This is a genomic window from Streptomyces mesophilus (genome assembly GCF_011044995.1).
GTDB classification, from domain to species: Bacteria; Actinomycetota; Actinomycetes; order Streptomycetales; family Streptomycetaceae; genus Streptomyces; species Streptomyces mesophilus.
This window is the reverse complement of sequence record NZ_JAAKZW010000315.1, coordinates 1-7,664: the sequence shown is the minus strand read 5'-3', so window position 1 is coordinate 7,664 and position 7,664 is coordinate 1. Positions and strand designations below refer to the sequence as shown.

General features: G+C 70.5%; 6 protein-coding genes. 2 read left to right on the top strand and 4 right to left on the bottom strand.

Going from position 1 to position 7,664, the window contains the following annotated elements:
• Positions 1–77: 77 nt before the first annotated feature.
• Positions 78–851, top strand: a complete 774-nt coding sequence (locus G6045_RS37755) for a hypothetical protein (protein ID WP_165336759.1) — start codon at positions 78–80, stop codon at positions 849–851.
• Positions 852–969: 118 nt separating this feature from the next.
• Here the strand turns inward: G6045_RS37755 and G6045_RS37750 are convergent, their stop codons facing one another.
• Together G6045_RS37750 and G6045_RS37745 are read right to left on the bottom strand one after the other, a co-directional pair.
• On the bottom strand, positions 970–1,719 hold the full coding sequence (locus G6045_RS37750; RefSeq protein ID WP_165336758.1) for an N-acetyltransferase: 750 nt from the start codon (positions 1,717–1,719) through the stop codon (positions 970–972).
• A gap of 99 nt (positions 1,720–1,818) precedes the next feature.
• Positions 1,819–2,523, bottom strand: coding sequence for an HNH endonuclease family protein (locus G6045_RS37745; protein ID WP_165336757.1), 705 nt, complete (start codon positions 2,521–2,523; stop codon positions 1,819–1,821).
• Between the two features lie 203 nt (positions 2,524–2,726).
• Here G6045_RS37745 and G6045_RS37740 point away from each other — a divergent pair, with 203 nt between their 5' ends.
• Positions 2,727–2,921 (top strand): antitoxin, encoded by a 195-nt coding sequence (locus G6045_RS37740; RefSeq protein WP_165336756.1) that lies wholly within the window; start codon positions 2,727–2,729, stop codon positions 2,919–2,921.
• A gap of 101 nt (positions 2,922–3,022) precedes the next feature.
• Here the strand turns inward: G6045_RS37740 and G6045_RS37735 are convergent, their stop codons facing one another.
• Both G6045_RS37735 and mfd read right to left on the bottom strand, forming a co-directional pair.
• Complete coding sequence (locus G6045_RS37735; protein WP_165336755.1) at positions 3,023–3,895, bottom strand: SCO6745 family protein; 873 nt, start codon at positions 3,893–3,895, stop codon at positions 3,023–3,025.
• 134 nt (positions 3,896–4,029) lie between these two features.
• Complete coding sequence (gene mfd, locus G6045_RS37730; RefSeq protein ID WP_165336754.1) at positions 4,030–7,575, bottom strand: transcription-repair coupling factor; 3,546 nt, start codon at positions 7,573–7,575, stop codon at positions 4,030–4,032.
• Positions 7,576–7,664 lie beyond the last annotated feature (89 nt).

Genomic DNA, 7,664 nt, shown 5'->3' with positions numbered 1-7,664 from the left:
ACCCCACACTCATCACCCGCTCACCCGCTCACCCGCTCACCCACCCCACATCCACTTTCTCCGGGGGGAGAACCACCATGCGCCGCACCGTCCTCACCACCGCCGCCCTCGCCCTGAGCGCCGCTCTCGCGCTCACCGCCTGCGGGTCCGAGAAGTCCGCCGGCCCGTCGGACCAGGGCAAGAACGCAGGCAGCAGCGACACCAAGAGCAAGGAGCCGTTCGCTGACGCGTCCGGCCCCGAGATCGCCGACCAGGCCGTCGAGGCGACCAGCTCCGCGAAGTCCCTGCGCGTCAAGGGCACTGTTCCGGACGCCGAGTTGGGCGCGATCACCCTCGACATGGCCATGGACACGAAGGGCGTCTGCGCGGGCTCCATGTCCGTGGGCGGCCAGGGCAAGGCCGAGATCGTCAACGACGGCAGGACCGTCTACATGAAGTACGACGAGGCCTTCCTGCGCGCCCAGAGCAAGGGCGAGGCGAAGGCGGAGGTGGACGCCGCCGTCGACATGCTGGGCGACCGCTGGGTGAAGACCTCGGCGACCGGCGAGGGCTCCGAGGACCTGAAGGCCTTCTGCGATCTCGACCAGCTGCTCGGAGAGTTCAAGGGCGGGGACTCGGCGGCCCGCAAGGGGAAGGTGACGACGGTCGACGGCCAGGAGGCCATCACGCTCACCGAGAACGACGGCTCGGGGACCTACACGATCTACGTGGCGACGAAGGGCAAGCCGTACCTGCTCAAGCTCACCTCGGACGCGGCGAAGGACGGCGAGGACCTGACCTTCACCGACTACGACAAGCCGGTGGACGCGAAGGCGCCGACGGGTGATGTGCTCGACCTGGACAAGATGTAGTCACCCGTACGCATGGCAAGGGCCGCCCTCCGCGTGGAGGGCGGCCCTTGCCGTATGCCTGGAGCGCGTTCCGTATACCTGGAGCGCGTTCCGTATACCTGGAGCGCGTTCCGTACGCCTAAAGCGCGTGCCGCACCCAGACGTTGGGCTCCACGTACACGGCGTAATCCCGCTCGGGTGCGCAGTGCACGGGTACCAGCGCGCCGGGGATCTCGATCTCGCCGCCCTTGTCGAAGGGCTGCCCGGTCCACTCGCGCCACTGGGCGAGCGTGCCGTTCACACACATCGACACGGGCGCGACCTTCTCGATCACACCGCCGGCCCGTACGTGCACCCGCAGCCAGGGGTCGGTCGGCAGGCCGTCCTCGTCGCGCACCCGCAGCGCGTACTCCTCGATCGGGGTGAGCGGCTCCAGATGCTTGGCGTTGGGCCGCACTGGGGCGACGACCTCCGAGAAGCCGCGCGCCCGTGCGTTGTCCCGCATCGCGCCGAGCATCGTGTACGAAAGTCCCCTGCCCTGCTGCCCGTTGGCGACGCTGATCTCGATGGCGCTCACGGTGTCGGGCGTGCGTCCGTACTTCAGATCGGAGAACGCCCACTGCAGCACCCTGGCCCAGCCACCCGCCGGAAGCTCCCCGCGCCCGGGTGCGTTCAACGCGAACGGCACGCTCATGGCCTTGGCCACCACGGCGCCGCTGCCGTCGGTCGCGACGAGGGTGTAGTCGGGCAGCTCGTCCGCGATCCGCGGATAGTGCGTCCAGCCGACGAGGTCATGGCGCACGAACTCGTTCCAGGTCTCGGGCATCTCGTCCATGGCGCCCTGAAGGTGGGGGCGTTCGGCGAGGGTGGTGACCGTGATGTCGCTCATGCGGGCAAGGTAGCCGGGACCCTGAAGGCCGCCAAGGGGTTTTCCCGGCAGCTCAGCCTGCCTTGATCAGTCGACGATCCGCCCACGATCCGCCCGCGATCAGTCCGCGCGGAACCGCGGGGGCGCCATCGTCGGGGCGTCCCCCTCGGGCAGGCGCTGCTCCGGGCAGCCGCCGAGGACGCGGCGCATCGCGTCCCGTTCCGCGGAGGTCACCCAGAGCCCGTACTTGCGCTTCACGGCGACCTGCGTGGCCACGTAGGAGCAGCGGGCCGCCTTCGCGGGAGGCAGCCAGGTCGCCGTGTCGCCGTCCCTCTTGGAACGGTTCACGCTCGCCTCGACCGCGCGCAGATTGAGCGGATCATTGGCGAAGGCGATGCGCTTGCCCGGCTTCCACTGCTGCGCACCCTTCTGCCACGCGTCCGAGAGCGCCACCACGTGATCGATGTCGACCTTGCTGCGCCCTCGTTCGAACGTGATGTCCTTGCCGGTGTACGGATCGGGCGCGAGCAGCCCGGAGGCCACCTTGCAGTCGCCCTCGGTGCGCACCCGCTCCAGGTCGCGGGCGAGGATGTCGTCCCGGGTTCCGCAGCTGTTGGAATCGGTGTCGGCCCAGGGGCTGCCGAAGCGGGAGCGGTCGTAGCCGGTCTTGGGCGCGCGGCCCTTCACGGTCAGCTCGTCGACGGCGGAGAGTGCGGATCCCGGCTTGCCGCCCGCGGCCGGCTGTCCCGCGGCCGGCTCCTCGGGCGCGGGCGTACAGCCCACGGCGAGCGCCGCGAGCAGCACCGACCCCACCACCGTACGCATGCGCCCTGACTCCGGCACCGTACGAACGCGCTCCACCCCTGTCCCCCCTACGACGTGCCTGCGACCGGCCAGACCTTACCTCCGGGGTTCCCCGGTCACCGGTGGGCATTCCGTCGAGGGCGGGCGTATGGTCGGAAGTGACGGGCGAAATGTGGCATATGTGCCACCTTCCCTACGCCCCCGCCCCCGAAGGGAGCCCACGCATGGGTCTCGGCGACAAGATCAATGAAATGAAGGAAAAGTTCGGCGGCCAGGCCGAGGACAAGGCCAACGAGGTCGTCAAGAACGTCGGTGACGAAGTCGACGAGAAGACCGGCGGCAAGTACGCCGAGCACGTGGACAAGGCGCAGAACGCCGCCACCGAGCAGATCGACAAGCTCGACGGCAAGCAGGGCTGATCCACAGGGCCCCACCGCACCACTGCGAGAAACAGAGCCGTCCGCGGTCCAGCACCACCGCGGACGGCTTTCTCGTACGCGCTCGCTGTCGGCGTACGCGCTCAGACCTTGCCGATTCCCAGGGTCGTCTCCCCCGGCAGCAGCCCGGACCCGATCACCGCGACCCAGAACTCGCCGAGCAGCTCGGCCAGTTCGTCCACCTTCGCGGCGCCGAGCGCTCGCCATGGTGCGGCGGCGGCTTCGTCGGTGTGGCGCTCGACCTCGGCGCGCAGCGCACGCCCGGCCTCGGTCGCCATGCCGTCGGCGTCCAACAGGCCGCGCGCCACGAGCCGTTCACGGGCCGCGGCCCATTCCCGCGCGCTCCAGCCGCGGCTCTCGAAGCGCTCTGCGGACGCCGCCCCGATGCCCGCGAACGACACCAGCGCTTCTACGGCGTCGAGTCCGGCCACGGTCAGGGCCGCGAGGTGCCCGTCCCCGCGGTGCTCGCGCAGGATCGTGATCGCCTGCCACAGCGCGAGGTGCGGCTGGTCCGGCCAGGGCAGCGCCGAGTTGGCGGCGGCGAGCGGCCGGCCCGCGAGCGGTGCGGCCTCGGCGGCCCGGCGGGCCAGGGCCGCGGCGCGGGCGAGCTCGGGGCTGTCGACGCGGTCGCCGAACAGGGACCGGTACGCGCGGTCGACGGACCGTACGCGCGCGGCGAGCACGGCCTCGGCGGACGCCGTCTCCCACGCCCCCTCCACGTACCGCGCGACCATCCCCGGCGCGAAGCTGTAGAACGTCGCCGTCACCAGCTCCTTGCCCGCCGGCCCGAGCGGAGCCGCGCGCCAGGCGAAGTAACTCGGCCACCGCTCATCGGTCTTGAAGCCCAGCGCGGCCGCCTCCTCGAAGGCTTCGGGCGCGTAGTAGAGGACGGCGTGCAGGGGCTCGGTCAGATGCCAGAGCTGACGTACACGGCTGAGCGCGATCTCTTCGGACATGGTTCCCCCGGGGTGCGTGGTGGCCGGCTCCGACGGCCGGACACGTCAGACCGTAACGGGGTCCAGCTTCCAGCCGATGGTCGCGGCGTACGCGGTCGGATCCGCGGGACGTATGAACATCCGCGAGGCCCCCGCTACGACCCCAGGATCGTCGTCAGGAACTCCCCGGTCCAGCCCAGCAACTCCCGCCCGAGCAGCGGCTTTCCGCCGACCTTGGCGGTCTTCGGGCGCGGGACGAGGATCTGGTGCGTGGTCGGCTTGATGAGCGTGCCCGGGTAGAGGCGCTTGAGGCGCAGCTCCTGGGATTCGCGCAGCTCCACGGGTGCGAAGCGGATGTTGGTGCCCTGGAGCACGATCTCGCCGACGCCGCACGCGCGGGCCAGCATCCGCAGTCCGGCGACCAGCAAGAGGTTCTCGACCGGCTCGGGCAACTTGCCGTAGCGGTCGGTGAGTTCCTCCCGTACCGCCTTGATGTCCTCTTCCGAGTTGGCGGAGGCGATGGCGCGGTAGGCCTGGAGCCTGAGCCGCTCACCGGGCGCGTAGTCGTGCGGGACATGCGCGTCGACGGGCAGCTCGATCTTGACCTCGAGCGGCTGCTCCTCCTCGATCTCGCCGTTCTCCAGCTGCCGGCGGTAGTCCGCGACGGCCTCGCCCACCATGCGTACGTAGAGGTCGAAGCCGACGCCCGCGATGTGGCCGGACTGTTCGCCGCCGAGCAGGTTGCCCGCGCCGCGGATCTCCAGGTCCTTCATCGCCACGTACATGCCCGCGCCCATCTCCGTGTGCTGGGCGATGGTCGCGAGCCGTTCGTGCGCGGTCTCGGTCAGCGGCTTCTCCGGCGGGTAAAGGAAGTAGGCGTAACCGCGGTCGCGGCCTCGGCCGACGCGGCCGCGCAGCTGGTGGAGTTGACTCAGACCGAAGTTGTCGCCGCGTTCGACGATCAACGTATTCGCGTTGGAGATGTCGATGCCCGACTCGACGATCGTGGTCGAGACGAGTACGTCGAACTTCTTCTCCCAGAAGTCGACGACGACCTGTTCCAGGGCCGTCTCCGACATCTGGCCGTGCGCGGTGGCGATACGGGCCTCCGGCACGATCTCGCGCAGCCGGGCGGCCGCGCGGTCGATGGACTCGACGCGGTTGTGGATGTAGAAGACCTGGCCCTCGCGCAGGAGTTCACGGCGGATGGCCGCGCCGATCTGCTTCTCCTCGTACGGCCCGACGAAGGTCAGCACCGGGTGGCGCTCCTCGGGCGGGGTGGTGATGGTCGACATCTCGCGGATGCCGGTGACCGCCATTTCGAGCGTACGGGGGATGGGCGTCGCGGACATCGTCAGGACGTCGACGTTGGCGCGGAGCTTCTTGAGCTGCTCCTTGTGCTCGACGCCGAAGCGCTGCTCCTCGTCGACGATGACCAGGCCCAGGTCCTTGAACTTGGTCTCCGAGGAGAACAGGCGGTGCGTGCCGATGACGACGTCCACCGAGCCGTCCCGCAGGCCTTCGAGCGTGGCCTTGGCCTCGGTGTCGGTCTGGAAGCGGCTCAACGCCTTCACCTTGACCGGGAATTGGGAGTAGCGCTCGGAGAACGTGCCGAAGTGCTGCTGCACGAGCAGGGTCGTGGGCACGAGGACGGCGACCTGCTTGCCGTCCTGGACGGCCTTGAAGGCCGCGCGCACCGCGATCTCGGTCTTGCCGTAGCCGACGTCGCCGCAGATCAGGCGGTCCATCGGGACCGACTTCTCCATGTCCTCCTTGACCTCGGCGATCGTGGTCAGCTGGTCGGGCGTCTCCGTGTACGGGAACGCGTCCTCCAGCTCGCGCTGCCAGGGGGTGTCCGGGCCGAAGACATAGCCGGGGGCCGCCATGCGCGCGGAGTACAGCCTGATCAGGTCGGCGGCGATCTCCTTGACCGCCTTCTTCGCGCGCGCCTTGGTCTTCGTCCAGTCGGCGCCGCCGAGCCGGTGCAGGGTGGGGGCCTCGCCGCCCACGTACTTGGTGATCTGCTCCAGCTGGTCGGTGGGGATGTAGAGCCGGTCGCCGGGCTGGCCGCGCTTGGCGGGCGCGTATTCGACGACGAGGTATTCGCGGGTGGCGCCCTGGACCGTGCGCTGGACCATCTCGATGTAGCGGCCGACACCGTGCTGCTCGTGGACGATGTAGTCGCCCGGCTCCAGGGTCAGCGGGTCGATGGCCTTGCGGCGGCGGGCCGGCATCCGGGCGCCGTCCTTGCCGGCCGCCTTCTGGCCGGTCAGGTCGGTCTCGGTGAGGACGGCGAGCTTGAGGTTCGGGTCGACGAAGCCGTAGTCGATGGAGCCGCAGGAGACGTGGACGACGGACGGGGCGAGGTCGGCCTTGGTGGCAAGGTCCTTGTCGAGGCGGGCCGCGATGCCCTCGCTGCTCAGCACCTCGGCGGTGCGGGTGGCGGGGCCGTGGGCCTCGGTGACGAAGACCGTGCGCCAGCCGTCGGCGTTCCACTGCTTGGCGTCCGCGAGGGCGCGGGCGGTGTCGCCGCGGTAGGTCTCGGGGGCGTGCATGCCGAGCTTGAGGGTGTCGGAGCCAAGGTCCTCGTCCGCCGCGAACGGGGAGACCGACCACCACATCATGTCGAGCTCGCGGGCCCGGTCCCGTACGTCCGCGATGCCCCACAGGGAGGCCGCGCCCACGTCGATCGGGGCCTCGCCGCCGCCGGCCGTCGCGGCCCAGCTGGCCTGCAGGAACTCCTGGCTGGTGGCCACGAGGTCGGTGGCGCGGGTGCGTACACGCTCGGGGTCGCAGACGACGGCCATGGAGTCCTTGGGCAGGACGTCGATCAGGAGCTCCATGTCGTCGACGAGCACCGGCGCGAGGGACTCCATGCCCTCGACCGCGATGCCCTCGGCGATCTTGCCGAGGAGTTCGCCGAGCTCCGGGTGCTGCTCGGCGAGCTCGGCCGCTCTCGCGCGTACGTCCGCGGTGAGCAGCAGCTCACGGCAGGGCGGGGCCCACAGTCCGTGCTCGGCGACCTCCAGGGACCGCTGGTCGGCGACCTTGAAGTAGCGGATCTCCTCGACGTCGTCGCCCCAGAACTCGATCCGGAGCGGGTGCTCCTCGGTCGGCGGGAAGACATCGAGGATGCCGCCGCGTACGGCGAACTCGCCGCGCTTCTCGACCAGTTCGACCCGTGCGTACGCGGCCGCGGCCAGCGCCTCGACGATCTCGTTCAGGTCGGCGGTCTGGTTCTGCTTGAGGCTGACGGGCTCCAGGTCGCCGAGGCCCTTGACCTGCGGCTGGAGTACGGAGCGGATCGGCGCGACGATCACGGAGACCCGGCCGGTCTCGGGGTCGGCGTCGGCCGTGGGGTGCGCGAGCCTGCGCAGGACCGCGAGGCGGCGGCCGACGGTGTCGCTGCGGGGGCTGAGGCGCTCGTGCGGCAGCGTCTCCCAGGACGGGTACTCGGCGATGCCCGCCTCGGGCAGCAGGGACCTGAGGGCCGCGGCCAGGTCCTCGGCCTCGCGTCCGGTGGCGGTCACGGCGAGGACGGTACGGCCGCTCTCGCGGGCGAGCGCGGCGATCGCGAAGGGGCGGGCGGCGGGCGGGCCGACCAGGTCGACATGCATCCGGTGCGCGTCCCGCGCGGCCGCGACGGCTTCGACGAGGGCGGTGTCTTCGGCTACGGCGTCGAGCAGACCGTGCAGGCTCATGAAGGGTTTCCCGTCCGGATGGTCAGTTCTCGGGCAACGCGAACGCCCGGCTTCGCGGATGATGCGGCGGGCCGGGGATGGCTCCAGGG

Excerpts from the sequence above, each read along its gene's own strand:
- G6045_RS37755 (WP_165336759.1), top strand. The coding sequence starts at position 78 with ATGCGCCGCACCGTCCTCACCACCGCCGCCCTCGCCCTGAGCGCCGCT.
- G6045_RS37750 (WP_165336758.1), bottom strand. The coding sequence starts at position 1,719 with ATGAGCGACATCACGGTCACCACCCTCGCCGAACGCCCCCACCTTCAG.
- G6045_RS37745 (WP_165336757.1), bottom strand. The coding sequence starts at position 2,523 with ATGCGTACGGTGGTGGGGTCGGTGCTGCTCGCGGCGCTCGCCGTGGGC.
- G6045_RS37740 (WP_165336756.1), top strand. The coding sequence starts at position 2,727 with ATGGGTCTCGGCGACAAGATCAATGAAATGAAGGAAAAGTTCGGCGGC.
- G6045_RS37735 (WP_165336755.1), bottom strand. The coding sequence starts at position 3,895 with ATGTCCGAAGAGATCGCGCTCAGCCGTGTACGTCAGCTCTGGCATCTG.
- mfd (WP_165336754.1), bottom strand. The coding sequence starts at position 7,575 with ATGAGCCTGCACGGTCTGCTCGACGCCGTAGCCGAAGACACCGCCCTC.